This window comes from Amycolatopsis melonis (genome assembly GCF_040064235.1).
Classification (GTDB): Bacteria; Actinomycetota; Actinomycetes; order Mycobacteriales; family Pseudonocardiaceae; genus Amycolatopsis; species Amycolatopsis melonis.
Genome location: NZ_JBDZYD010000011.1, coordinates 85010 through 109601, shown reverse-complemented (window position 1 = coordinate 109601; position 24592 = coordinate 85010). Strand labels below are relative to the sequence as shown.

The 24592-nt window shown below is 72.1% G+C and carries 22 protein-coding genes and 1 pseudogene; 16 read left to right on the top strand and 7 right to left on the bottom strand.

Annotated features, from left to right (window positions below; translation table 11 throughout):
* Positions 1 to 100: 100 nt before the first annotated feature.
* The 3 genes from ABJI51_RS28220 to ABJI51_RS28210 are packed head-to-tail and all read left to right on the top strand — an operon-like array spanning position 101 to position 3407.
* Positions 101 to 415: a hypothetical protein gene (locus ABJI51_RS28220; RefSeq protein ID WP_348954079.1), complete on the top strand. Its 315-nt coding sequence runs from the start codon at positions 101 to 103 to the stop codon at positions 413 to 415.
* Complete coding sequence (locus ABJI51_RS28215) at positions 415 to 2925, top strand: WXG100 family type VII secretion target (protein ID WP_348954078.1); 2511 nt, start codon at positions 415 to 417, stop codon at positions 2923 to 2925. Before ABJI51_RS28220 ends, ABJI51_RS28215 begins: the two co-directional genes overlap by 1 nt.
* Before the next feature lie 20 nt (positions 2926 to 2945).
* Positions 2946 to 3407, top strand: coding sequence for a hypothetical protein (locus ABJI51_RS28210; RefSeq protein ID WP_348954077.1), 462 nt, complete (start codon positions 2946 to 2948; stop codon positions 3405 to 3407).
* A 21-nt stretch (positions 3408 to 3428) separates the two neighbouring features.
* Here the strand turns inward: ABJI51_RS28210 and ABJI51_RS28205 are convergent, their stop codons facing one another.
* Positions 3429 to 4253: a dienelactone hydrolase family protein gene (locus ABJI51_RS28205; RefSeq protein ID WP_348954076.1), complete on the bottom strand. Its 825-nt coding sequence runs from the start codon at positions 4251 to 4253 to the stop codon at positions 3429 to 3431.
* 376 nt (positions 4254 to 4629) lie between these two features.
* On the opposite strand from ABJI51_RS28205, the gene glmS reads away from it, so the two are divergent.
* The 10 genes and pseudogenes from glmS (at position 4630) to ABJI51_RS28160 (ending at position 15665) form a co-directional block, all read left to right on the top strand.
* On the top strand, positions 4630 to 6492 hold the full coding sequence (gene glmS / locus ABJI51_RS28200; protein ID WP_348954075.1) for a glutamine--fructose-6-phosphate transaminase (isomerizing): 1863 nt from the start codon (positions 4630 to 4632) through the stop codon (positions 6490 to 6492).
* Between the two features lie 17 nt (positions 6493 to 6509).
* Positions 6510 to 7949, top strand: a complete 1440-nt coding sequence (locus ABJI51_RS28195) for an NAD(P)H-hydrate dehydratase (RefSeq protein WP_348954074.1) — start codon at positions 6510 to 6512, stop codon at positions 7947 to 7949.
* A 56-nt stretch (positions 7950 to 8005) separates the two neighbouring features.
* Positions 8006 to 8842 (top strand): DeoR/GlpR family DNA-binding transcription regulator, encoded by an 837-nt coding sequence (locus ABJI51_RS28190; RefSeq protein WP_348954073.1) that lies wholly within the window; start codon positions 8006 to 8008, stop codon positions 8840 to 8842.
* A complete protein-coding gene (xylB, locus tag ABJI51_RS28185) occupies positions 8832 to 10262 on the top strand; it encodes a xylulokinase (RefSeq protein ID WP_348954072.1) in 1431 nt (476 codons plus the stop codon). Before ABJI51_RS28190 ends, xylB begins: the two co-directional genes overlap by 11 nt.
* 3 nt (positions 10263 to 10265) lie before the next feature.
* On the top strand, positions 10266 to 11357 hold the full coding sequence (locus tag ABJI51_RS28180) for an ABC transporter ATP-binding protein (protein WP_348954071.1): 1092 nt from the start codon (positions 10266 to 10268) through the stop codon (positions 11355 to 11357).
* Positions 11358 to 11386: 29 nt separating this feature from the next.
* Entirely contained in the window at positions 11387 to 12502 is a 1116-nt protein-coding gene (gene alr / locus ABJI51_RS28175) for an alanine racemase (RefSeq protein ID WP_348954070.1), read from the top strand.
* Positions 12499 to 13596, top strand: coding sequence for an alpha/beta fold hydrolase (locus ABJI51_RS28170; protein ID WP_348954069.1), 1098 nt, complete (start codon positions 12499 to 12501; stop codon positions 13594 to 13596). The genes alr and ABJI51_RS28170 overlap by 4 nt, the downstream gene beginning before the upstream one ends.
* Positions 13593 to 14054: a tRNA (adenosine(37)-N6)-threonylcarbamoyltransferase complex ATPase subunit type 1 TsaE gene (gene tsaE / locus ABJI51_RS28165; RefSeq protein ID WP_348954068.1), complete on the top strand. Its 462-nt coding sequence runs from the start codon at positions 13593 to 13595 to the stop codon at positions 14052 to 14054. Before ABJI51_RS28170 ends, tsaE begins: the two co-directional genes overlap by 4 nt.
* A pseudogene (locus tag ABJI51_RS43610) lies at positions 14051 to 14734 on the top strand (KAP family P-loop NTPase fold protein); the annotation flags it as partial. The gene tsaE and the pseudogene ABJI51_RS43610, both read left to right, overlap by 4 nt.
* 67 nt (positions 14735 to 14801) lie before the next feature.
* Positions 14802 to 15665: a response regulator gene (locus ABJI51_RS28160; RefSeq protein WP_348954067.1), complete on the top strand. Its 864-nt coding sequence runs from the start codon at positions 14802 to 14804 to the stop codon at positions 15663 to 15665.
* 353 nt (positions 15666 to 16018) lie between these two features.
* On the opposite strand, the gene ABJI51_RS28155 is transcribed toward ABJI51_RS28160, so the two are convergent.
* The 3 genes from ABJI51_RS28155 to ABJI51_RS28145 form a co-directional block, all read right to left on the bottom strand.
* Entirely contained in the window at positions 16019 to 16981 is a 963-nt protein-coding gene (locus tag ABJI51_RS28155) for a serine hydrolase (RefSeq protein WP_348954066.1), read from the bottom strand.
* Positions 16982 to 17053: 72 nt separating this feature from the next.
* Complete coding sequence (locus ABJI51_RS28150) at positions 17054 to 18382, bottom strand: carboxyl transferase domain-containing protein (RefSeq protein WP_348954065.1); 1329 nt, start codon at positions 18380 to 18382, stop codon at positions 17054 to 17056.
* Entirely contained in the window at positions 18375 to 19799 is a 1425-nt protein-coding gene (locus ABJI51_RS28145; RefSeq protein WP_348954064.1) for an acyl-CoA synthetase, read from the bottom strand. Before ABJI51_RS28145 ends, ABJI51_RS28150 begins: the two co-directional genes overlap by 8 nt.
* Positions 19800 to 19916: 117 nt before the next feature.
* Here ABJI51_RS28145 and tsaB point away from each other — a divergent pair, with 117 nt between their 5' ends.
* From tsaB to tsaD, 3 genes are read left to right on the top strand one after another with little or no spacing between them, the layout of a single operon-like run.
* Positions 19917 to 20579, top strand: coding sequence for a tRNA (adenosine(37)-N6)-threonylcarbamoyltransferase complex dimerization subunit type 1 TsaB (tsaB, locus tag ABJI51_RS28140; RefSeq protein WP_348954063.1), 663 nt, complete (start codon positions 19917 to 19919; stop codon positions 20577 to 20579).
* Positions 20576 to 21055 (top strand): ribosomal protein S18-alanine N-acetyltransferase, encoded by a 480-nt coding sequence (rimI, locus tag ABJI51_RS28135; protein WP_348954062.1) that lies wholly within the window; start codon positions 20576 to 20578, stop codon positions 21053 to 21055. The genes tsaB and rimI overlap by 4 nt, the downstream gene beginning before the upstream one ends.
* Complete coding sequence (gene tsaD / locus ABJI51_RS28130) at positions 21055 to 22101, top strand: tRNA (adenosine(37)-N6)-threonylcarbamoyltransferase complex transferase subunit TsaD (protein WP_348954061.1); 1047 nt, start codon at positions 21055 to 21057, stop codon at positions 22099 to 22101. Before rimI ends, tsaD begins: the two co-directional genes overlap by 1 nt.
* Before the next feature lie 42 nt (positions 22102 to 22143).
* Here tsaD and wecB read toward each other — a convergent pair whose 3' ends face one another.
* The 3 genes from wecB to ABJI51_RS28115 all read right to left on the bottom strand — a co-directional run bounded on the left by wecB (position 22144) and on the right by ABJI51_RS28115 (position 24398).
* On the bottom strand, positions 22144 to 23295 hold the full coding sequence (gene wecB, locus ABJI51_RS28125; protein WP_348954332.1) for a non-hydrolyzing UDP-N-acetylglucosamine 2-epimerase: 1152 nt from the start codon (positions 23293 to 23295) through the stop codon (positions 22144 to 22146).
* A 102-nt stretch (positions 23296 to 23397) separates the two neighbouring features.
* Positions 23398 to 23622: an LAXTG motif-containing small protein gene (locus tag ABJI51_RS28120; protein ID WP_431605668.1), complete on the bottom strand. Its 225-nt coding sequence runs from the start codon at positions 23620 to 23622 to the stop codon at positions 23398 to 23400.
* 11 nt (positions 23623 to 23633) lie between these two features.
* Complete coding sequence (locus ABJI51_RS28115) at positions 23634 to 24398, bottom strand: choice-of-anchor protein CoaP (RefSeq protein WP_348954060.1); 765 nt, start codon at positions 24396 to 24398, stop codon at positions 23634 to 23636.
* Positions 24399 to 24592 lie beyond the last annotated feature (194 nt).

Genomic DNA, 24592 nt, shown 5'->3' with positions numbered 1-24592 from the left:
CTAGACTCTGTGTGCATCTGCGACGGCACCGAACGGCGTCCGGGCGCGTCACAGTCCCGGAACTCCAGCCAGGACTGTGGGATCGAAGGGGGCAGCGACCATGCCAAACGGGTATGAAGCGAGTTCGGAGGCGATGACGCGGGCGCAGACCCGCCTCGCGGACGTCGCCGACGATCCGGCGACCGAGGCGAAGAAGGTCGCGCCGACCCAGATCGTCGCGCTGGACTTCGGCCGCGTGCACCAGGAGAGCTTCGGGAAGTACAAGGCCGGGATCGACGAGATCGGCGCGGGCATGACCGGGCTGTCGAACGCCCTGCTGAACCTGGGCAGCGGGATCGGGACGGCGGGGGCCAAGTACACCGCGCAGGAAGCCAACGCCGGGGCGACGGCGAACCAGGCCGGGGGTAACCGCTGATGGCCGAATGGGCCGAAATCAAGAAGGTCCTGGACGACCCGAACGTCTCCATGGAAGCAAAAACCAAGCTCATGGAGGAGTACAGCGAGGACACCTTCAACTTCAATGACGAAGAAGAAGCGTACGCCGCCAAGTACATCGAGGGTTATTCCGACGATTTCTTCGGCAATGACTGGCTGCCCGGCTCGTCGGCCGACGTCGACGAAGCGCTGAAGGAAGCCCAGCAGGAAGCCGCGGCCAAGAAGCAGGAACACGAACGGCAGACCGCCGAGCGCGACCAGGCCAAAAAGAATCTCGACGGCATCACCCCGCCGTCGCTGGGGGTCGGCGCGAAGAGTTCCGACGAACAGCTCGACCAGGGCAACGTCGCGGTCGACATGCTCGCGAAGTGGACCGACGAGGTCTGGAACCAGATCAAGGGCGGCGAGCACGAAAAGAAGAACTCCCAGACCGATCTCAAGGACAAGTTCCACGAGAACCGCGGGATCCAGTACCAGAAGTTCCTCACCGACGCCGACGACCTGGCCAAGGCGCACAAGGTCGTCGAGGACGCGCTGAGCAAGAGCGACACCGAGCTGCAGACGCTCTTCGGCGAATGGAAGGGCAAGGGCGCCACCGCGGCGGAGATCAAGTACGACGAGACGATCAAGCCGCACGCCAAGGAACTGTCGGCGCAGATCGACGGGGCGGCGAAACTGATCCCGCAGACCGTGACGCAGGTCTTCAATACGGTCAAGAGGAAGGTCGACGAGGTCCTGCAGCTGCACCGCCCGGTGATCGCCGAGGCCGACATCCCGATGGCCAAGGACGTCCTCAAGATCGCCAACGGCGAGACCGAGGAATTCGACGACTTCATGAAGGTCGCCGGCTGGATCGACGCCGTCAACGCCAAGAACGGCAACAATTCGAACCTCGCCGAGCGCCTGCAGAACGACGACGGCTGCTTCAACGACGAGAACATCCGGTACGGCCAGGACGTCTGCCGCTATTGGCGCGACGGCGCGTTCCGCAAGGAATACCTGGGCCTGATCGACGCGTTCAACGGCGCCTGCAAGAGCGCCAAGGACACGATCGACCAGCAGTTCGGCGCGCTCGCGCGGTACATGGACGGCTACCGCAACCAGCTCACCGAGGGCAAGAACACCGGCAACACGGGCAACACCGGCAATACCGGGAACACGGGCAACACCGGGAACACCGGCAACACGGGGAACACCGGGTCGGGCAGCACCGGCAGCACCGGGACCGGGAGCACCGGCTCCACGACGCCGTCGGCGACCGAGCCCCCGAAGGCCGAGGTGCCCGCGAAGCCGGAGGAGGGCAAGAACCCGATCACCGGCAAGCCCCTGGAGGTCGACCCGTCGACCGGCGAGCCGTACCCGATCGACCCGAAGACCGGCGAAGCCATCAAGGACGTCGACGACACCGACACCGTGTCGGTCAAGAAGGGCGACAACACGATCACGATGTCCGAGCCCGACAAGGAGGGCAAGCAGGACATCTCCGTGGACGACGGGCACGGCCACAAGAAGGACTACCACCTCGACTGGGGTGACGACGACAAGGCCAAGGCCGCGGACGGCAAGGACGCCGCCGCGCCGGGTGCGGACAAGGGCGGGTTCGGCCCGCAGGGTGCGCAGCACCCGGGCAAGGACGGCCAGCCGTCGGCGGACGGCGCCTACAAGCCGGGCCCGGACGGCAAGATCCACATCCAGGACGGCAACCTCAAGATCACCGCGGAGCGGCCGGAGGGCCCGGACGGCCCGACGATCGTCACGGTCGACGACGGCAAGGGCGAGCCGACCACCTACACGCTGGACGAGAAGGACGACCCGAAGGCGGGCGACGTCAAGGACGTCAAGACCGACGGCAAGGACCCCGCGAGTTCGGACATCAAGCACGACGCCAAGGCCGAGTCCCCGCTGACGAAGGACCCGGCACCGGCCAACCCGGACCCGGGCTTCACGCGCAGCGAAGCGGCGGCGCCGGCCGGCGGGTTCAGCACGCCGGGCGGTGTCGACGTCGGCGCGAGTGTCGGCGCGGAGCCCGCGGTGGCGACGGCCGACGCGGGAGCCAGCGCCGGTGCGGGAGCCGGAGCCGGAGCCGGTGACGCGACGACGACGGCGAGCGCGAGCAACCTCGGTTCGGCCCTCGGCGGGACGGGGACCCCGGACTTCGCCGGTGCCGTCTCGCTCGACCCGGGCGCCCAGACGGGCAGCGACGCGTCGATGCCGATGTCCGACGGCGGCGGGCTCGGCGCGACCCCGGTCGACCCGGGCGCGCACCAGGCCGCCGCGGCGAGCTCGTCGAGCATGGGCGGGATGAGCGGCATGGGGGGCATGGGCATGATGGGCGGCATGGGCGGCGCGCCCGGCGGGGGCGGCGACCAGCAGCGCGGCGCGAGCCAGTACCGCATCGAAGGCGGCGTCTTCGAGACGAGCGGCGCGAAGGGCCGGATCAGCGGCTCGCTGGACGACGAGGGTGACCGCTCGATCCGGTACGACCGGTGACGAAGGCTTACGGAGGGCCGATGACCAGCGCCGAAGACCGGTATCGCGCGGCGATCTCGACGATGGACGCCGCGGCTCGCGAGCAGGACGAGCAGCGGGGGCTGCGCGAACGCCGCGTCGCCGAGGCCACGGAGCAGGCGCGCGCGGGGCTGCAGCAGGAGATGGGCGCGGCGCAGAAGTACGCCGAGCACATGGACGAGCTGAACAAGCGCAAGCAGAGCGCGGGCGGCTGGGCCACGGAGAAGACGCTGGCCGACAAGTCCCGCGAGTCCCTGATGGAGTTCGGCGTCGAGGACGAAGAGGCGGACACGGGCTACACGGCGTACCCGACGCCGAGCTACGGCACCCCGGCCCCGGCGGCGGTCGCGCCCCGGCCGGAGCCGGCCCCGGAGCCCGCGGCGCCCGAGCCGCCCCGCCGTGGACGGCACGCCCGCCAGCCCGACGACGAGGACGACTTCTCCAGCACGAGCTGGCTGGTCTGAGCGGAGGCCGGGCCTCGCGCGTCAGTGCGCAGGCTCTTCTTCCCGCTCGATCGGCGCGTGCTTGACGTCCGCTTCGAGCAGGGGCCGGTACTTGTCGGTGCCGGTGAGGTGGGTCAGGAAGAACGCCGTGAACAGCGCCCGGGTCAGCTTCTGCGTGCCCCGGTGCGGCTTGCCGTGCAGGAGCAGCTGCGACCAGTGCCTGCCCTCCGTCACGCCCAGGTGGGACGCCTTGCCGAGCAGCCGCAGCTGCACGTCGTCGCCGCCCCAGGCGTTGGTGATCGCCTCGGCGTGGGCGACCGCCGGCGCGACCAGGTCGTCCTCCGCGGCCAGGTGCAGGCCGGGGACGGTGATCTCCTTCGCGACCTCGGTCGCCGGCGGCAGGGTCTGGGCCGCGGTGATCGTCGCGACCGCCTTGATCCGCGGGTGTTCCGCCTGCGCGTCCTGTGCCGCGGCCAGCACGGCCGCGCCGCCGCCGGTCGAGTGGCCGGCGAGGCCGAGCTTGGCCGGGTCGACGCTGATGCCGTCCGGGCCCAGCCGCACCGTCGTGACGACGTCGAGCGTGGTCAGCAGGTCCGCGCCGAGCAGCCGGTGCGAGGGCAGCGGCCCCCGCTGGGTGGCAGGCGCGGCCGCGACGATGCCCCAGCTGGCGAGGTGGTGCAGCAGCTCCCGGTACCGCTCGGGCGGCTGCAGCCAGCCGTGCCCGAAGGCAACGGCGGGCAGGCCGAGGCCGGCGCGCGGCGTGAACACCACGCCGGGCAGGCCGACCAGGGCGAGGTTGCCCCGCAGGACCTCGTGCGGGCCCCGGTGCGTCAACTCCGCGAGCAGCTGCTTGGGCTTGCTGGCCATGGCCGGAACCCTACTGTGCGGACCCGCACCGGGCGCGTCCGCCGCCCCGGCGAGCCGACCGGCGTACCCAGACGGTCGGCCGGCGTACCCGGACGGTCGGCCGGCGTACCCGGACGGTCGGCCTGCGTACCCGGACGGTCGGCTGGCGTACCCGGGCGGTCGGCCCGCAGACCGACCCTCCAGGTACGCAGACCGACGCTCCGGGTACGCGGACCGACGCTCTAGGTACGCCAGCCGACCCGCCGGATTCGGGAGCCAGGTACCCGTGTGGGTGACAGCGGATTGGTCCGAACCACCAAGGTGTCCGTCTCCCCAGGTCGGGGGGCGTTTGCGGACCCCGTCAGCCCGCTGAACGTCCCTCGTTAGGCTGGTGTGCGTGTGTGGAATCGTGGGATATGTCGGGCACCGCCCGGCTCTGGACGTCGTCCTCGGCGGGCTCCGGCGCATGGAGTACCGCGGTTACGACTCGGCCGGTGTCGCGGTCCTCGACGGTGCCGGTGCGCTGACCGTCGAGCGGAAGGCGGGACGGCTCGCCAACCTGGAAGCCCAGCTCGACGAGGTCGGCCGCGAGAACTTCGGCGGTACCGCCGGCATGGGCCACACCCGCTGGGCCACGCACGGCGCGCCCGTCGACCGCAACTCGCACCCGCACCGGGACGCCTCGCAGCGTGTCGCCGTCGTGCACAACGGCATCATCGAGAACTTCGCCGCCCTGCGTGCCGAGCTCGAGGCCGACGGTGTCGAGATGGCCAGCGACACCGACACCGAGACCGTCGCCCACCTGGTCGCCCGCGCCTACAACGAGGGTGACACCAAGGGTGACCTCACCGCCAGCGTCGCCGCCGTCTGCCGCCGTCTCGAAGGCGCGTTCACCCTGGTCGTGACGCATGCCGACCACCCGGACACGATCGTGGCGGCGCGCCGGTCGTCGCCGCTGGTCGTCGGGGTCGGGGAGGGCGAGCACTTCGTCGCCTCCGACGTCGCCGCCTTCATCGAGCACACGCGCGAGGCCGTCGAGCTGGGCCAGGACCAGCTCGTCGTGATCACCCGCGACGGCTACGAGGTCCTCGACTTCCACGGCGACGCCGCACAGGCCAAGCCGTTCACCGTGGACTGGGACCTGAGTGCCGCCGAGAAGGGCGGCCACGAGTACTTCATGCTCAAGGAGATCGAGGAGCAGCCCGAGGCGCTGGCCAACACGCTGCGCGGGCACTTCGAGTCCGGCCGGATCATCCTCGACGAGCAGCGCATCTCCGACCAGGACCTGCGCGACGTCGACAAGGTCTTCGTCGTCGCCTGCGGGTCGGCCTACCACTCCGGCCTGGTCGCGAAGTACGCCATCGAGCACTGGACGCGCCTGCCGGTCGAGGTCGAGCTGGCGAGCGAGTTCCGCTACCGCGACCCGGTCCTGGACCGGGACACGCTGGTCGTCGCGGTGAGCCAGTCCGGCGAGACGGCGGACACGCTCGAAGCCGTCCGGCACGCGCGCGAGCAGAAGGCGCGGGTCCTCGCCGTCTGCAACACCAACGGCGCGCAGATCCCGCGTGAGTCCGACGCCGTCCTCTACACCCACGCCGGTCCCGAGATCGGCGTTGCCTCGACCAAGGCGTTCCTCGCCCAGATCGCGGCCAACTACCTGGTCGGCCTGGCACTGGCGCAGGCCCGCGGCACGAAGTACCCGGACGAGGTCGCCCGCGAGTTCGCCGAGCTGGAGGCCATGCCCGCGGCCGTCCAAAAAGTACTGTCCACTGTGGACCAGGTGCGCGACCTCGGCCGCCGGATCGCCGACTCCAAGGCGGTGCTGTTCCTCGGCCGTCACGTCGGTTTCCCGGTCGCCCTCGAAGGCGCGCTGAAGCTCAAGGAACTGGCGTACATGCACGCCGAGGGCTTCGCGGCCGGCGAGCTGAAGCACGGCCCGATCGCGCTGATCGAAGAGGGCCTGCCGGTCGTCGTCGTGATGCCGTCGCCGAAGGGCCGCGCGGTGCTGCACTCGAAGCTGGTGTCGAACATCAGCGAGATCCAGGCCCGCGGCGCCCGCACGATCGTCATCGCCGAAGAGGGCGACGAGACGGTCCGGCCGTTCGCCGACGAGCTGATCGAGGTGCCCGCGGTGCCGACGCTGCTGCAGCCGCTGGTGTCCACGGTGCCGCTGCAGGTGCTGGCCGCGGAGATCGCCCGCACCCGCGGGTACGACGTCGACAAGCCGCGTAACCTGGCGAAGTCCGTCACAGTCGAGTAGTCGCGGGAGGCCCCGCCGTGCAGGGAATCTGGACCACGGAACGGATTCGCGAGGCGGAGGGGCGGGCGTTCGCCGTCACGCCGGAAGGCGAGCTGATGCGGCGGGCGTCGTTCGGCCTGGCGGTCCAGGTCGCGGACTTCCTCGAAGACCACACCGGCGGCGTGTCCGGACGGCGGGTCGTCCTGCTGGCCGGCTCGGGCGACAACGGCGGCGACGCGCTCTGGGCCGGTGCCTTCCTGCGCCGTCGCGGAGTCGCTGTCACGGCGATCCTGCTCAAGCCCGAGAAAGCCCACGCCAAGGGACTGGCCGCGCTCAAGCGAGCGGGCGGCCGCGCCGTGTCCGCCGAGGACGGTCCACAGTGGATCGCACGCGCCGACGTCGTGGTCGACGGGATCGTCGGCATCTCCGGCCGGGGCCCGCTGCGGCCGGACGCCGCGCGGCTGGTGGACCTCGTGGAAGCGCCGATCGTCGCGGTCGACCTGCCCAGCGGTGTCGACCCGGACACCGGCGCGGTCGACGGCCCCGCCGTCAAGGCGGCCCGGACGGTCACGTTCGGCGCGCTCAAGCCGGTGCACGCGCTGGCGCCCGCCCACTGCGGCGAGGTCGTCCTCGTCGACATCGGCCTCGAACTGGACCGGCCCGATCTCCGGCGTCTGGACATCGTCGACGTCGCCGCGGCCTGGCCGGTGCCGGGCCCGGAGGACGACAAGTACAGCCAGGGAGTCGTCGGCATCGCGGCGGGCTCGGCGACCTACCCGGGTGCGGCGGTCCTGGCCGCGGGCTCGGCGGTCCGCGCCACCTCGGGCCTCGTGCGGTACGCGGGCCACGCGGCCGACGTCGTCCGCGCGCAGTGGCCGGAGATCATCGCGACCGGCACGGTCGCCGACGCCGGGCGTGTCCAGGCGTGGGCGGTCGGCCCCGGCATCGGCACCGGTTCGGAAGGCCGGGACGTGCTGCGGTACGTGCTCGGCCAGGGCGTCCCGGTCTGCGCGGACGCCGACGCGACGACGATCATCGCGCAGTCCCCGGACGTCCTCGATGCCCGCGACCCGGACACGCCGCTGGTCCTGACCCCGCACGCGGGCGAGTACGAGCGCCTGATGGGCCGCAGGCCGGGCCCGGACCGCGTGACGGCGGCGCGCGAAGCGGCGAAGAAGTACGACGCCGTGGTGCTGCTGAAGGGCCACTGCACGGTGATCGCCGCCCCGGACGGCCGCGTCGCGGTGAACACCCCGCGCGGCGCCTGGCTGGCGACCGCGGGTTCGGGTGACGTCCTGTCGGGCTTGGTCGGCGCGCTGCTGGCGGCGGGCCTGGACCCCTGGCTGGCCGCGGCGGCCGCCGCTCACGTGCACTCGCTGGCGGGGGCGATCGCGGCCCAGAACGCGCCGACCTCGGCGTCCGGGCTGGTCCACGCCATTCCGGAAGCGATCCGTTCGATCCGCTCGCTCACGTCCTGAGAAGTCTTATCGAGTTCTCTGTTAACTTCGCGCGTTAAATCTGGTAAGAAGTCCGTGTGAGCGGCGGCACAGCATCCTCGGGGGACCGGAAGACCCGGCCGTCCGACGCCGTCGTCGAGCAGCGGCGGCAGGACATCCTCGACCACGTCATCGAGCACGGCGAGGTCCGGATCGACGACCTGACGACGCGGTTCAAGGTCAGCCTGATGACCATCCACCGCGACCTCGACGACCTGGCCGAACGCCGTCTCCTGCGCAAGCTCCGCGGCAAGGTCGAGGCCTACCCGGCGCTGACCATCGAGACCGCCGCCCGCTTCCGCGACACCCTCCACCACGGCGAGAAGGACGCGCTCGGCCGGGCGGCCGTCAACCACGTCCAGCCGGGGCAGACCGTCTTCGTCGACGACTCCACGACGCTGCTTCCGCTGGTCAAGCGCCTCGCGGACATCGACGCGCTCACTGTCGTCACCAACTCGCTGCACGCCGCCCGCCTGCTCGGGCCCAAGGTCGAGGTCGTGCTCGCCGGCGGCCGCTACAGCCCCGAGTACGACTCCTGTGCCGGCCCCGAAGTCCTCAACCTGCTCGACTCGATCCGCGCCGACGTCTCCTTCGTCTCGGTCACCGCGGTCGCCGTCGGGCGGCTCTTCCACCCCGACCGCGACTACGCCGAGCTGAAGAAGGCCGCGCTGAAGATCGCGAACCACAACGTCCTGGTCGTCGACCACTCGAAATTCGGCCGCACCGCGACCTACGCGCACGGTGACGTCGGCGACTACGACCTGCTGATCACGGGCCAGGCCACGCCCACCGAGGAGATCGAGGCCGCGCTCAACGCGGGCACCGCGATCGAGATCGTCGAACACGTCGCAGAGGGGCAGCCCTATGACAGCTGAGCTGGTCGCCGGCATCGACTCGTCCACGCAGTCGACCAAGGTCGTCGTGTGCGACGCCGAAACCGGCGAGATCGTCCGCACCGGCCGCGCGCCGCACCCCGAGGGCACCGAGGTGCACCCCGACGCGTGGTGGGCCGCCTTCCAGGAGGCCACCGGCGGCCTGCTCGACGGGGTCAGGGCCATCGGCGTCGGCGGGCAGCAGCACGGCATGGTGACCCTCGACGAAGACGGCGAGGTCGTCCGGCCCGCGCTGCTGTGGAACGACACCCGGTCCGCGCAGGCGGCGCTGGACCTCACCGCGGAACTCGGCGGCCCGGCGGCCTGGGCGAAGTCCGTTGGCTCGGTGCCCGTCGCCAGCTTCACCGTGACGAAGCTGCGCTGGCTGGCCGAGCACGAGCCGGAGCTGGCCGACCGCGTCGCGCGGGTCCTGTTGCCGCACGACTGGCTGACCTGGAAGCTCACCGGCGGCGACCCGGTCACCGACCGCGGCGACGCGTCCGGCACCGGCTACTTCTCGCCGTCGGAGAACGCCTACCGCCTCGACGTCCTCGCGCACGCCTTCGGCGGCCGGACGCCGGAGCTGCCGACCGTGCTCGGCCCGGCCGACGCGGCGGGCCACACCCCGGACGGCGTGCTCGTCTCGGCAGGCACGGGCGACAACATGGCCGCCGCGCTCGGGCTGGAACTGGAGCCCGGCGACGCCGTCGTCTCGCTCGGCACCAGTGGCACCGTGTTCGGCGTCGCCGAGACCGGCGCGGCCGACGCCTCCGGCGAGGTCGCCGGCTTCGCCGACGCCACCGGCCGCTTCCTCCCGCTGGCCTGCACCCTCAACGCCGCCCGCGTCCTGACCGCGACCGCGGCCATGCTCGGCGCGACGCTCAGCGAGTTCGACCGGCTCGCCCTGTCCGCCGAGCCGGGCTCCGGCGGCCTGACCTTCCTGCCCTACCTCGACGGCGAGCGCACGCCGAACCTGCCGGAGGCCACCGGCTCGCTGGCCGGGCTGACCAGGGCGAACATGACGCCGCAGAACCTCGCCCGCAGTGCCGTCGAAGGCATGCTGTGCGGCCTCGCCGCGGGCCTCGACGCGGTGCGCGCGCACGGCCTCGACGTCCGGCGGGTGCTGCTGATCGGCGGGGGCGCGCAGTCGGCCGCCGTCCGCGCGGTCGCGCCGCTGGTGTTCGGCCTGCCCGTGCAGCTGCCCGAGGTCGCCGAGTACGTCGCGCTCGGCGCGGCGCGCCAGGCGGCGTGGGCCCTGGCTTCCAGTGCGGAACCCCCGTCCTGGCAGAAGAACCGCAAACTTCGGCTCGAGCTGGACGAGCCGACCGAGGCGCAGCGCGCCGAGGGCCACCGGATCCAGCAGCGCCACCTCGAAGCCCGCGAAGCGGCGTACGGGGTCCGGCGAGAGAACCGAGAGGACTGACCGATGGCTTCCATCACCTACGACAAGGCGACCCGGCGCTACCCCGGGGCCGAGCGCCCCGCGGTCGACGCGCTGGACCTGGAGATCGCCGACGGCGAATTCCTCGTGCTGGTCGGCCCGTCCGGCTGCGGCAAGTCGACCAGCCTGCGCATGCTGGCCGGCCTCGAGGACATCGACGAAGGCGCCGTCTGGATCGGCGACCGCGACGTCACCCAGCTGCCGCCGCGCTCGCGCGACATCGCCATGGTGTTCCAGAACTACGCGCTGTACCCGCACATGACGGTCGCGCAGAACATGGGCTTCGCGCTGAAGATCGCCGGCCGCCCCGCGTCCGAGATCAAGCAGAAGGTCCTGGAAGCCGCGAAGCTGCTGGACATCGAGCAGTACCTCGACCGCAAGCCGAAGGCGCTCTCCGGTGGTCAGCGCCAGCGCGTCGCGATGGGCCGCGCGATCGTCCGCGAGCCGCAGGTGTTCCTCATGGACGAGCCGCTGTCGAACCTCGACGCGAAGCTGCGTGTCTCGACGCGTACGCAGATCGCCGCCCTGCAGCGCCGCCTCGGCGTCACCACGGTGTACGTCACGCACGACCAGGTCGAGGCCATGACGATGGGTGACCGCGTCGCGGTGCTGTCGGACGGCCTGCTCCAGCAGTGCGACACCCCGCGCGCGCTGTACGACAAGCCCGCCAACGCCTTCGTCGCGGGCTTCATCGGCTCGCCGGCGATGAACCTGGTGACCGCCAAGCTGACGGCCGACGGCGCCGAGCTGGGCGGCGGCAGCGTGGCGCTGACCCGCGAGGTCATCGCGGCCGCCGACGGCGACACCGTGACCCTCGGCTTCCGGCCGGAGTCGCTGGAAGTGGTCAGCGAGGGCCCGGATTCGGTGCCGATCAAGGTCGACCTGGTCGAGGAGCTGGGCTCGGACGCGTACGTGTACGGCAAGCTCGCCGAGACGGACGCGGAGGGCACGAAGTCCAACGTCGTGGCCCGCGTCGACCCGCGCACGCCCCCGGCCATGGGCGACACCGTCCACCTGCGAATCCGGCCGGACGAGCTGCACGTGTTCTCCGCCACCACCGGGGCACGCCTGCCCTGACCTCGGCTCATGGGAAACTGGGAGTCGTTATGACTCCCAGTTTCCCGCGGGCGCAGGTCGACATCGACCTCGACGCCATCCGCCACAACCTCACCCTGCTGGGCGCCCGCGCGCCCGGCTCGCAGGTGATGGCCGTGGTGAAGGCCGACGCCTACGGCCACGGCGCGCTGCCGGTGGCGCGTGCCGCGGTCGAGGCCGGGGCGTCCTGGCTGGGTACGTGTTCCCTGGGCGAAGCCCTCGCCCTTCGCGAGGCGGGCATCAAGACCCGGCTGTTCAGCTGGCTCGACACTCCCGACGTCGACTTCGCGGCGGGCATCGACAACGACATCGACCTCGCCGCCAGCTCGCTGGGTGAGCTGCGCCGCATCGCCGCCGCGGTCAAACCGGGTACCCGGGCCCGTGTGCACCTCAAAATCGACACCGGGCTCTCCCGCAACGGCTGCCCGCCCGCCGCGTGGGCCGAGCTGGCCGAAGCGGCGGCCGCCGAACCGCGGGTCGAGGTCGTCGCGGTCTGGTCGCACCTCGCGTGTGCCGACGAGCCCGGGCACCCCTCGATCGACCTGCAGGCCAAGCGGTTCGCCGACGCCTACGACACCGCCCGCGCCGCCGGGCTGGACCCGCTGCGGCACCTGGCGAACTCCGCGGCGTTGCTGACCCGGCCGGACCTGCACTTCGACATCGTCCGGCCCGGCATCGCGATGTACGGCCTCAACCCCGTGCCGCAGCCGGAAGACCTGCGCCCGGCCATGACGTTCCGCTCCGCCGTCGCGCTGGTCAAGCGCATCGAAGCCGGCGAATCGGTGTCCTACGGCCACACCTGGACCGCGGCACGGGACACGAACCTCGCCCTCGTCCCGGCCGGGTACGCCGACGGTGTCCCGCGTTCGCTTTCCGGGCGCATGGACGTCTGGCTCGGCGGGCAGCGGCGGCCGGTCGCCGGGCGGGTGTGCATGGACCAGCTGGTCGTCGACTGCGGTGACTTCGAACCGGCCGTCGGCGACGAGGTCGTCCTGTTCGGCGACGGCACGCACGGCGAGCCGACGGCCCGGGAATGGGCCGACAAGCTGGGGACCATCGACTACGAAATCGTCACCTCGATGTACCGCCCGCGGGTGCGGCGCCGGTATCTGGGGGAGCGCGAGTGACTCCTTCACGTCGACTGCTGGCCATCGCCGGCGGGGTCGGGGCCGTGGCCACCGGGACCGCCGCCGCCTTCGCCGTCGCCACGCAGCAGCGGCGGCACAGTGAGGATCCGTACGTGGACGAGCCGCTGGGGGACCTGAAGCCCGACCGCACTTCGACGGTCGCGGCCGAGGACGGCACGCCGCTTTCGGTCGAGGAGATCGACCCGGAGGACGGCGGCGAACCGGAACTGACCGTCGTGGGGGTGCACGGCTTCGCGCTTTCGCGGCGCTGCTGGCATTTCCAGCGTCGCGACCTGGCGAAGCTGCGGCTGCCCCGGGTGCGTCAGGTGTACTACGACCACCGCGGCCACGGCCTGTCCGGCGCGGCCACCGCGGAGACGTCGACCATCGAACAGCTGGCGCGCGACCTCGACTGCGTGCTGCGCTCGGTGGTGCCCGAGGGACCCATCGTGCTGATGGGGCACTCGATGGGCGGCATGGTGATCATGGAACTGGCCGCCGAGTTCCCCGAGCTGTTCGACGACCGCGTCTGCGGCGTCGCCTTCATCGCGACGGCGGCGGGCGAAGTGGGCGCACGCGGGTTGCCGCGTTCGCTGCTCTCGAAGTACAACCCGCTGACGCGCGCGGCAGGCGGGCTCGCCGGGTGGCAGCCCGGCCTGGTCGAGTTCGTGCGCGCGGCGGGCGGGCAGCTGACGCGGCAGGCCGTGCGGCGCCTGGCGTTCGGCAGCCGTGAGGTCGCGCCGCGGCTCGTCGACTTCATGCTGGAAATGCTGGAAGTGACGCCGGTCCGCGGGCTGGTGAACTTCATCGACACGCTCGGCAGCCACAACCGCTACGCGGCGCTGGCGGGCCTCAAGCACGCGGAAGTGCTCGTCATCGGCGGCGACTCCGACCGGTTCACGCCGTTTTCGCACGCCGAGCGGATCTCGGCCGAGCTGCCCGACGCGGAGCTGGTCCGCGTCCGCGGCGCCGGTCACATGGTGCAGCTCGAACAACCCGAGCTGGTGAACAGCAGGCTCATCGATCTCCTGCAACGCTGTTCCGGTGCGGACGGCGTGACCTCGTCCCGGCGAACCTGGTGGTGGCAGCGTTGAGTTTCGTGTTCCCGACCCCCGAAGAGACCATGGACTTCGGGCGCGCGCTCGGCCGCGCGCTGCGCGCGGGCGACCTGGTGCTCCTGGCGGGCCCCCTCGGCGCGGGCAAGACGACGCTGACCCGAGGCATCGCGGACGGCCTCGGCGCCGGCGGCCGGGTCAGCTCCCCGACGTTCGTCCTGGCCCGCGTCCACCCGGCAGGCCCGGCGGGCGTGCCCCTGGTCCACGTGGACGCGTACCGCCTGGGCGGCGACCTGTCCCAGCTGGACGACCTGGACCTGGACACGGACCTGGAGCGCTCGGCCATCGTGGTCGAGTGGGGCGAGGGTTCGGCCGAGCGCCTGTCCGAGGATTACCTGGTGGTTCGCCTGGACCGCCGCGAGGACGACGCCCGCGAGGTGACCCTGGAGCCGCACGGCACCTGGGCCGCCCGGGTCCCGGAGCTGGTCGGCTCGTGACCCGGGCACGGCGTTTCGTTGTGCTCAACGACGCGCCGCTGGGTGATGGCGCGGACGAAGACCTGCTCAAGATCACGCAGGTCGCACGATCCCTCGCCGACTTGATCGTCGCGTCGCGGAACACCGCACCCTTCACCTTGGCCGTCGACGCCGCCTGGGGCATGGGCAAGAGCAGTCTCCTGCACCGGCTGGACGTGACGTTGGCCGCCGATGCCGGGATTTCCACCGTGTGGTTCAACGCGTGGACCTCGGGCCGGGCGAGCGCGTTGGAAGGTCTGATCAAGTCGGTGCTGCTCCGCTTCGACCGCAACGTCATCCGGCGGGCCCTGCGGTCGATGTCGAAGCGCGCGCACCTGCTCGGTGCGTTGCGTGGACTCGCGCTTGTGGCTGCCAGCTTCTTCGGTCTCGGCCGGGTGGTCGACGAGATGTGGCAGCGCATGTCCTTGAACGCGCAGGCTCGCAACCAGATCAAAGGCGTCCTGCGCGATGCGTTCGGGGCTTGGCTGGCGAAGGGCGGCGAAGTCGGCGGCCGGCTGCTGGTCGTGTTCGTCGACGACCTCGATCGATGCGCGGGCGAACGTGTGGTCGAGGTGTGCGAAGCGATCAAGCTCTACCTCGACGTGCCGGGGATCGTCTTCGTGCTGGCCTGCGACCAAAGCGCTTTGTGGCGAGCGGTCCAGAACTCATCGGGCGTCGGCGACCCTCAACCGGACCTGGGACGCGATCGGTCTGGAGAACCTGGTCAAAGTGATCATGCTCCAGCACTTCTACCCGGCGTTCTACCGCCTCCTGAGCAATCCCCGTCACCGCGGCCTGATCCCCGAGTTCCTGGCTTACCGGGACTTTCGCAAGGAGGTGAAGGAGGGCGGCGCGGTGACAGCTTCCGACTGGGCGGCGCTGTTCGGCTCGAAGGGGCTGCGGCCGCCGCAGGGCCGGCTGGACGACCTGAGCGACTTGGAGCGGCAGCTGCCGGCCGAGTTTCCGGCCCTCGTCGACGACCGGGACTTCGTGGCCTTGCTGGAGAGCTTCGGCCCGACCATGGAAAGCGTGATGGAGCAGCTGCAACGGCGTCCGCTCGCGGTGACCCAGGTCCCGGATGACCTGGCCATCACGGCGGCCGACGGTGGGCGGGACGCGTTCCGGCAGCTGGCGGGACTGCGGGAGAGTTTCCCGTTGGCGGCAAACCGGCGATCGGCACGCGTTCGCCTCCCGGTGGGCGAGCCGATCCGGCCGGCGCTGCGCGACCTCCGCGTGCTTTGGGTCGACGACCAGCCGCCGAACAACCGCGACCTGGCGGACTACCTCGTCGAGTGCGGCGTCCGGGTCGACATCGCGAGGGGCTGGACCGAGGCTCAGGACTCGCTGGCCCGGCATCGTCCGGACGCCCTGCTGTCGGACTTCCGGCGCGGCACCGATGACAACGCGGGGATCGACGATCTGGCGAGCTTCCGCCGCGAGGGCTACGACGGCCCGGTGCTGTTCTTCTCGGGGAAGGAACCGAGCCTGGCTTTGCAGAGCCGGATCCAAGAACTGCGGGCGGAGGGGCCGACCAACGACGAGAACGAGGTGGTGCGCCGGCTGGAGCGGCTGGTCGCCGGCCGGGAGGATTGACCACCGCCCCCGCCACGTCCAGGTCCATCAGGTCCCGCGGCTGCAGGTGCAGCTGGTTGGCGATGTCCGGCACCTCCGAAGCCGGGCACTCGAGGATCGCCGCCGCCTGGGGTCACCTGGTCCAGCCGGAACGCATTCGGGAGGCGAGGTCATGCGCGCCGTTCGGAACAAGCTGAACGGCGGCGGAACTGCCGGGGGGGGGGGGGGGGGGCGGGGGGCCGGCGGGGGCCCCCCCCCCGAGAGCGGCCCCGCCCGCCCGGGGAAGCCGGCACCCCCCCGCCCCGGGGGGCGCCCGGGGGGGGGGGGCCCCCCGGGGGCGCCCCGCGGGGCCCCCCGCCCCCGGATAGCCGCTCTCAGCCGCCGTTGTACTGCCGGTAGGCCGGTGCCCGGAAGGCCCTGGTGCCGGCGCCCGCGATCTTGTCGACCGCGCACAGGAACTTCGGCCCCATCTTCGCGGTGGCCTGCCGGACCGGGTGCGTGGCCCCGAAGTCCTCCGGGTTCGCCTGGCCGTGCGCGAACATCGAGTAGATCAACACCGGCTTGCCCGCGGCGTCGAACATGATGCCCGCCTCGTTGCGGCCGTCGTTCAGCCAGCCCGCCTTCGTGGCGATCCTCGCCCGGTCGACGGACGACATCTCCCGCCGGATGCCGTCGGTGAACGCCACCTGCGAGCGCAGGATGGACAGCAGGTACTCCGTCGACGCCGGGCTCAGCAAGGTGCCCGCGACCAGCGCCTTCAGCAGGTCGTGGGTCTCGCGCGGAGTGGTCTTGCCGAGGAAGTAGCGGTTCGGGTTGGCCACCGGCGTGACCTGGGTCTTGGGGAACCCCTTGGCCACCAGGATCTGGTTGATCTCGGCCGCCGGAACCACGAGCCCCACCAGCCGGACGCACGTGTCATCCGAAACCGTGAGGAACAGCGACAGGACGTGGCCAAGCGTGAACGCGCTCGGGTACGCCCTGTCCAGGATGACGATGCCGTCACCACCCGGCACGACGATGCTCGCCGGCACCTGGACCTGCTGGTCCAGCGTGAGCAGGCCACGGTCGATCTTGTCCATCAAGGTGACCGCGACGGCGACCTTGTTGACGCTGTACGCCTCGACGATCTCGTCGGACGCCACGTCGACGGCGACCTCGTCGGCCACGCTGATGTAGGAGTTCCAGATGCCGCCTGCTTCAGCGGCCGCGGTGTCGTAGACGCGCTTCACCTTCTGCCTGGCCAGGTCCGGTGTGGCCGGGCTGGCCTCGATGTCTGCTTCCTGCGCGTACGCGGGAGAGCCGCCCAGAATGCTTCCAGCGGCGACAGCGGTCCCCAAACCGAAGGCCGCTCGCCTGTTGAGTCGATACCCCATCGCGAGATCCAACCACGGATGGACGAGTGACGTCGATCATCTCGCCGGACTCACGACCGCTCGCGCCACTCCCAGGTCCACCAGGTCCTGGGGCCGCAGGTGCAGCTGGTTGGCGATGTCCGGCACCTCCGACGCCGGCCGCTTGAGGATGGCCGCCGCGGCTTCCGGGGACGTCACCGAGAAGTACGCGTCCGGTGTCACCCATGTCGACTCCGCCGCGGCGAACGCCAGCGCGCCGCCCGAGCCTCCTTCGCCGATCACCAGCGTTGTCACCGGGATTGCCGCCGTCGCGACCGCCTCGAACATCGCCGCGATCGCGCCGCCCACGCCTGCCTGTTCCGCCGCCGCGTCGTTTGCCGCGCCCGGGGTGTCGACCAGCGTGAGCACCGGCAGGCCCAGGCGGGAGGCCAGCCGCACCAGGCGCGCCGCCGTGCGGAAGCCCGCGGGCAGCGTCGGCGTGCCGCACTGGGCCGCGTACGCGATCGTCCGCCCGTCTCGCCAGCCGAAGCCGCACGCCACTCCCGGGTCGACGCCGCCGACGCGGTCGCCGCTGATGTCCGCACGCCACTCGAAATACGCGTCGAGGTACTCGTGGGCGCGGGCCCGCTCCGGCGCGCGTGCCGCCTGGACCGCTTCCCAGCCCGTCGAGGGCAGCGGAGCCGGGCGCAGCGCGGCAGGCGGGGGAGCCGCCGCCGACGAACGCGTGGTCAGCAGCCGCAGCCAGCGTTCCAGGGTGGCGCCGAGTGCGGCGGGGTCGACGATCGCGTCGACCTGCCCCCACCCGAGTTTCGCCTCCGCCGTGTAGGCCTCCGGCGAACCCTCGGGACGCACGCGGGAACCCGCGAAACCGACCTGGGCTTCCGGCAGCGCGAGGACGACGTCGGCGCCCGCGCCGAGCGTCGCCCAGCCGCCGCCGGTCGCCGGGTCGCGCAGGACCGAGATCTGCGGGATGCCCGACGCCCGCGTCAGCGCCGACGCCCGCGCCACCCGCTGCAGCTGCATCAACGCACGCATGCCCTGCTGCATGCGGCTGCCGCCGGTCGCGATCAGCGAGACCACCGGCAGCCGCGCGTCGCGGGCGTGCGCGAACGCCGCCTCGACGCGGTCGCCGGTGCGCTGGCCGAGCGACCCGCCGAGGAACCCGAACTCGAACGCGATCAGCACGGCCTCGACGTCGCCGATCTTCGCCGTCCCGCAGACGACCGACTCCTTCTCGCCCGTCCGTTCTTCCGCGCTGGCGCGGGCTTCGCGGTAGCCCGGCCAGCCGATCGGGCCGTCGGCAGGCTCGTCGCGCAGCGGCGTGGGGAACTCCGCGAAGCCGGTCGCGATCGCGCCGAGGACCTCGCGGGCCGGCAGCCTAGGCACCGAGGGCTCGCTTCATGACCTTGCCCATGTCGTTGCGCGGCAACGCATCCAGGAACCGGACGACCCGCGGGCGCTTGTGCGGCGCGAGCAGCTTCGCCACGTGGTCGGCGAGTTCGTCCTCGGCCGGTGGTGTGCCGCTGGGCACGATCCACGCCACGATCCGCTCGCCGAGGTCGTCGTCCGGTTCGCCGGTGACCGCCGCTTCCGCGACCCCGGGGTGTTCGAGCAGCGCGTTCTCGATCTCCCCCGCGCCGATCTTGTAGCCGCCGCTCTTGATCAGGTCGGTCGCCTTGCGCCCGACGATCCGGACGTACCCGTCGGCGTCGCGCGTGGCCATGTCGCCGGTGCGGAACCACTCGCCGTCGAACGCGGCCGCGGTCGCGTCCGGGCGGTTGAGGTACCCGGTGAACAGGTTCGGGCCGCGTACCTGGATCTCGCCGACAGTGTCGACGTCCTCGATCACCTCGCCGGCGTCGCCGACGAGCCGCACCTCGACCCCGCGCAGCGGCACGCCGACCGTGCCCGGCTTGCGCTCGCCGTCCGCGCGGACGCTGGTGTTCATCAGCGTCTCGGTCATGCCGTAGCGCTCGACGACCTGCTGCCCGGTCGCCGCGGTGATCCGCTGGTGGTCGTGCACCGGCAGCGCGGCAGACCCGGAGACGAGCAGCCGCGCGCTCTTCAGCGCGTCGGCCAGCGTCGTGTCCGTGCCCACCTCGCCCGCGATGCGGTGGTACATCGTGGGAACGCCGAACATCATCGTGGCGCCGTTCGCCAGTTCGTGCGCGACGCCCTCGGTGGAGAACCGGCCCAGGTGACGCACCGAGCCGCCGCGGCGCAGCGGGCCGAGGATGCCGAGGATCAGGCCGTGCACGTGGAACAGCGGCAGCGCGTGCACGAGGACGTCGCCGTCCGTCCAGCCCCAGGCGTCCTCCAGGGCGTCGAGCGTGGCCGCGATCGCGCGGCGCGGCAGGACCACGCCCTTCGGCGGCCCGGTCGTGCCCGAGGTGTAGACGATCAGGGCGGGTGTCTCGGGATCCGGCTCTTCCGGGATCTCCGCACCGCCGCCGGTGAGCGGGATGTCGCGGCGCGGGACGCCGTCGAGGCCCTCCGGCAGCGGCACGCCCGGCTCGGCGAGCACGAGCTGCGGTTCGCTGTCGGCGAGGATGTGCGCCAGCTCGCGTTCGCCGATCTTCGGGTTGAGCGGCACGGCCGGGACACCGGCGAGCAGCGCGGCGACGACCGCGACGCTCGTGTGGACGGTCGGGGTCGCCCACACCGCGACGCGGCCCTGCGGCAGCTCGCGGGCCAGCCCGGCCGCGACGGCGGCGAGGTCGTCGTAGGTGAGCAGGTGGTCGCCGAAACGCAGGGCCTCGCGGGTCGAGCCGCGGGCGAGGGCAGGGAACAACGGCTCGGGCACCGCGGGGACCTCCCAGTGGGGGGACTCGAACCAGGGTCGGACTCGAATCGCACGTTACCGTGCTGATCCGTCCCCTGCAGCCGCCTGGCGGAGTGCCTGGTCGTAGGCTGGGACACCGTGTTGGTACTGGCGATCGATACCTCGACCCCGGCGGTGACCGCGGGCGTCGTCGCGCTGGACGGTGACGAGGTCCGGACACGGGGTGACCGGGTCACGGTCGACGCCCGCGCCCACGGCGAGCTGATCACCCCGCACGCGCTGGCGGCCGCCGAAGCCGCCGGTGTCGCGCTCAAGGACCTCGACGCGATCGTCACCGGCGTCGGCCCCGGGCCGTTCACCGGCCTGCGGGCCGGGATGGCCACCGCGGCCGCGCTCGGGCACGCGCTCGGCATCCCGGTGTACCCGGTCTGCAGCCTCGACGCGCTGGCCGCCGACGTCGCCTCGGCCGAGCCCTTCCTGGTCGTCACCGACGCGCGCCGCCGCGAGGTCTACTGGGCCGCCTACGACAGCGACGGCAACCGCACCGACGGCCCGCACGTCCAGCGCCCGGCCGACGTCGGAAGCGCCATCGAGGTGGCTGCGGGCGACGGCGCGCTGCAGTACGCCGACGCGCTCGGCGTCCGGACGATCGAGCCGCGCTTCCCGTCGCCCGCCGGGCTGGTGAAGGCCGCGAAGGCCGCGTTGCTCGCTTCGGAAGAGCCGGCGCCGCTGACGCCGTTGTACCTGCGCCGTCCCGACGCCGCCGAGCCGTCGGCGCCGAAACGGGTGACCGTGCCGTGAGACTCGAACCGCTGCGCCGCAGGGACATCGCCCGGTGCGTCGAGATCGAGCAGATCCTCTTCCCCGGCGACGACCCGTGGAGTGCCCGCGCGTTCCACTCGGAACTGGACGCGGGCAATTTCTACCTCGCCGCGCGCCCGGACGAGGGCGACGAGCTGCTCGGCTACGCCGGGCTGGCCGTCGTCGGACGGCGCCGCGGCGAGTACGAGGCGACCGTGCACACCATCGGCGTCGCGCCCGAACACCAGGGCAAGGGCATCGGCAAGGCGCTGCTGCGCGCCCTGCTGGAGCGGGCCGACGAGTTCGAGGCGCCCGTGTTCCTGGAGGTCCGCACGGACAACACGACGGCTCTCGCGCTGTACGAGAGCCACGGCTTCGAACGGCTCGGCATCCGGAAGCGCTACTACCAGCCTTCCGGCGCCGACGCGTACACGATGGTCCGCCCGGCGCGGACGCGAGACGGGGTGGCGGGCTGATGGCACGCATCATCATGGGGATCGAGAGCTCGTGCGACGAGACCGGCGTCGGCCTGGTCCGCCTGCACGACGACGGCACGGTCGAGCTGCTCGCGGACGAAGTGGCTTCCAGTGTCGAGCAGCACGCCCGGTTCGGCGGCGTGGTGCCCGAGGTCGCCAGCCGCGCGCACCTGGAGGCGATGGTCCCGACGGCGTCCCGCGCGTTCGCGACGGCGGGCCTCTCACTGTCCGATGTGGACGCCATCGCGGTGACGGCAGGGCCGGGCCTGGCGGGCGCGCTCCTGGTGGGTGTCTCGGCGGCCAAGGCGTACGCGACGGCGCTGGACGTGCCGCTGTACGGCGTCAACCACCTGGCCGGGCACATCGCGGTGGACACGCTGCAGCACGGGCCGCTGCCGTCGCCGTGCCTGGCGCTGCTGGTGTCGGGCGGGCACACGCAGCTGCTGCGCATCGACGACATCGCGTCGTCGATCGTCGAGCTGGGGTCCACAGTGGACGACGCGGCGGGCGAGGCGTACGACAAGGTGGCCCGCGTGCTGGGCCTGCCGTACCCGGGCGGCCCCCCGATCGACAAGGCGGCCAAGGACGGCGACCCGGCGGCGATCGCGTTCCCGCGCGGCATGACGGGCCCCCGCGACGCGAAGTTCGACTTTTCCTTCTCCGGCCTGAAGACGGCGGTGGCCCGCTGGGTCGAGGGAGCACAGCGGCGCGGCGAGGAAATCCCGGTGGGCGACGTCGCGGCGTCGTTCCAGGAGGCCGTGGTGGACGTGCTGACGATGAAGGCGGTCCGCGCGGCGAAGGAGCAGGGGATCGGCACGCTGGTGATTTCCGGCGGAGTGGCGGCGAACTCCCGGCTGAAGGAGCTGGCCACCGCCCGCTGCGAAGCGGCGGGAATCGAGCTGCGCGTCCCACGCCCCCGGCTGTGCACGGACAACGGCGCGATGATCGCGGCACTGGGCGCTCACGTCGTGGCGGCGAAGCGGCCCACCTCGAACCTGGATTTCAGCGCGAACCCGGCGTTGCCGGTCGAGGTGGTTTCGCTTTAGCCCACGCGGAAGTGCCCGCCCATTCAAGACGCCACAGTGGGGTCAGGAAGCCGCCGCGTGGCGTCGTGCCGGGGACTCCACCCCGAGTAACTCCTCGATCGCGGCCACCGCCAGGACTGCGGCATTGCCTTCGCCGTAAGGGTTTCCCACCTGCGCCGGCCGCAGCTCTCCCGCCAGGATGCGGGCTGCCGTGTCCGCGATGCGGGCCGTGTCCGTGCCCACCAGCCATGCGCAGCCCGCCTCCACGACCTCCGCCCGCTCGGTCACGTCGCGCAGGACCAGCACCGGGGTGCCGAACGTCGGGGCCTCCTCCTGGATGCCACCCGAATCCGTCAGCACCAGCGAGGCCAGCCGCAGGGCGCGCACCAGGTCGGGGTACTCCAGCGGGTCCGTCACCGTCACGCGCGGCAGGCCGTCCAGTGCCGTCTCCACCTGTGCCCGCACCTCGGGGTTCGGGTGTGCCGGGAACAGGACCTGCACGTCCGGGTGCTCGGCGACGATCAGCTGGACCGCGGCAAGGGTCCGCTCCAGCGGCTCGCCCCACGACTCCCGGCGGTGCGACGTCACCAGCACCAGCCGCTCGCCCGCCTCCGCGATCTCCATCTCCAGCAGCGCCAGCGCCGTGTCGCGGGCGGGCAGGTCGCGGGCCGCGATCTCCAGCACCGCGTCGACCACCGTGTTGCCGGTGACCGCGATCCGTTGCCGCGCAACGCCTTCCGCGCGCAGCTCGGCGGCCGCGCCGAGGGTCGGGGCCAGGTGCAGGGCCGCGATGCGCGACACCATCTGGCGGGCGCCCTCCTCCGGGAACGGCGCCGCGAGGTCGTGCGTGCGCAGCCCCGCCTCCAGGTGCACCACCGGGATGCCCAGCCAGAACGCGGCCAGCGCGCCCGCGAGCGTCGTCGTCGTGTCGCCCTGGACGACCAGCGCCGCCGGGGCGAGCCGGCGCAGCGCGTCGTCGAGCGCGGGCAGCAGGCCCGCCACGAGTTCCGCCTGGCCGCCGGTGATCCGCGGCGGCACGTCCAGCCAGACGTCCACGGCCAGCCCGAACGGCTCCAGCGCCTGCTCGACCATTCCGGCGTGCTGGCCGCTGTGGACCAGGACCGGCCGCAACGCCGGATGCGCGTCCAGCGCCAGTGCCAGCGGCGCGAGCTTGAGCGCTTCCGGGCGCGTCCCGGCCAGCAACATCACATCCACCCCGCGGTGCCCCTTCTCCACGTCGTCCAGTGTCCAGGAAATTTCCCTCCGGAGAGGGCGGGCCGCCGGCGTGCGAGGGGCGCACGCCGACGGCCCTGTCCGTCAGTCCCGCGCCCGGGCGAGACGGCGGGTGCGCCCGTGGGCGGCGCACAGCCCGGCGGGCGCGAGACGGCGGTTGCGACGGTGGACGGCGATCAGCGCGGCGGTCCCGAGCAGGACCAGCAGCACGCCGAGGGCCAGCCACCAGCCGATGTCGGCACCGGTGGCGGCGAGGGTGCCCACCCCGCCACCGGCCACGCCGACCCCGGCGCCCGGCATCTTGTACATCCGGACCTCACTCAGGCCGTGCGGCGGTGGCGGAAGATCCGCGTGCCGACCGGCACCGCGATCAGGCCCAGCAGGCCGAGGCCGATCCACAGGCCCGGCCCGGACGCCAGCGGCATCGGCGGCGCGGCCGGGCCGCAGGTCGCCGACGACACGATCACGTCACCCGAGCCGAGCGACCCGACGACCCCGCCGAGGAGCTTCACGTGCAGGGCGTTGACCGTGAGGCTGCCGTCGGGGTTCTTGATCTGCTCGTTGAGGATGATCGTCGCGACGTTGACCGGGCCGATCGCGACCTTGATCTGCGTGTTCGGCGCCGGGTTGCTGTCGACCGCGCCGATGCTGCCGAGGTTCGCGCCGACGAGCGTGGTGCTGCCCGTGACACCCGCCTGGGTCGCCGTGCAGACCGCCTCGACGGCCTTGACGCCGACGGTGCCGAGTGCGGCCTTGAGCAGCGGCAGGCCGACGTCGGCGGTGCTCGCCTTCGCCGTCACCGTGCCGGTGTTGTCGTCGCGCTTGGCTTCGGTGTTGATCACTCCGGTGGTCAGGATCCCGGTCAGGGAGACCTGTGCCGTGCTGTTGGTCGTCGGGCCCGAGGTGCTGGCGGCCGCGAGCGGGCCCGCCTTGACGGCCGGCTGGCCGAGCAGCGAGACGTCGACCTTCACGCCGTACGCGGAACCGTCGCCGGGGGCCGCCGACGCGGGAGCCGCGCCGGCGAGCACGACGCCCGCCACGACGGCGGCGAGCAGCCCGCCGCGGCGAACGAGGGAGCTCTTCATCAACTTTCCTCCGAATTCGCTGGATTTTCCGGGTTTCGCGTGACGGCGGCGCGGATCGAACCGGCTGTGTCGAGTCGGCACGCGAATCGACTATCGCGAAGAGCGGCCCGAATGGCACACAAAATTTTCCGAATCACCGGATCGGGTAGAACGGGATGGTGTTTCCGCAGGTCGATTTCGAATCACCTGAACGG